The organism is Burkholderia sp. Bp9090, from assembly GCF_003857985.1.
Classification (GTDB): domain Bacteria; phylum Pseudomonadota; class Gammaproteobacteria; order Burkholderiales; family Burkholderiaceae; genus Burkholderia.
In genome coordinates this window covers 1-296 of record NZ_QTPV01000128.1, presented here as the reverse complement: position 1 = coordinate 296, position 296 = coordinate 1, and the positions used below count along the sequence as shown (strand labels likewise).

1 pseudogene is annotated in these 296 nt (G+C 62.2%); it reads left to right on the top strand.

The features are described from left to right. Positions 1 to 54: 54 nt before the first annotated feature. Positions 55 to 296 (top strand): annotated as a pseudogene (locus tag DIE16_RS36405) (electron transfer flavoprotein subunit alpha/FixB family protein); the annotation flags it as partial.

Below are 296 nucleotides of genomic sequence, written 5' to 3'. Positions count from 1 at the left end.
TGGTCGAGAAGCTGAAGACCGAAGCCAAGGTGCTGTAAGAGGGAGCGGAAAGAAATGACGATTCTGGTGATTGCAGAACACGACAACGCGTCGATCAAGGCCGCGACGCTGAACACGGTGGCAGCGGCGGCGAAGATTGGTGGCGACATCCACGTGCTGGTCGCGGGCCACAACGCGCAAGCGGCGGCCGATGCGGCAGCGAAGATCGCAGGTGTGTCAAAGGTGTTGCTGGCCGATGCGCCGCAACTCGAAGCGGGCCTCGCGGAAAACGTCGAAGCGACCGCGCTGAACATCGC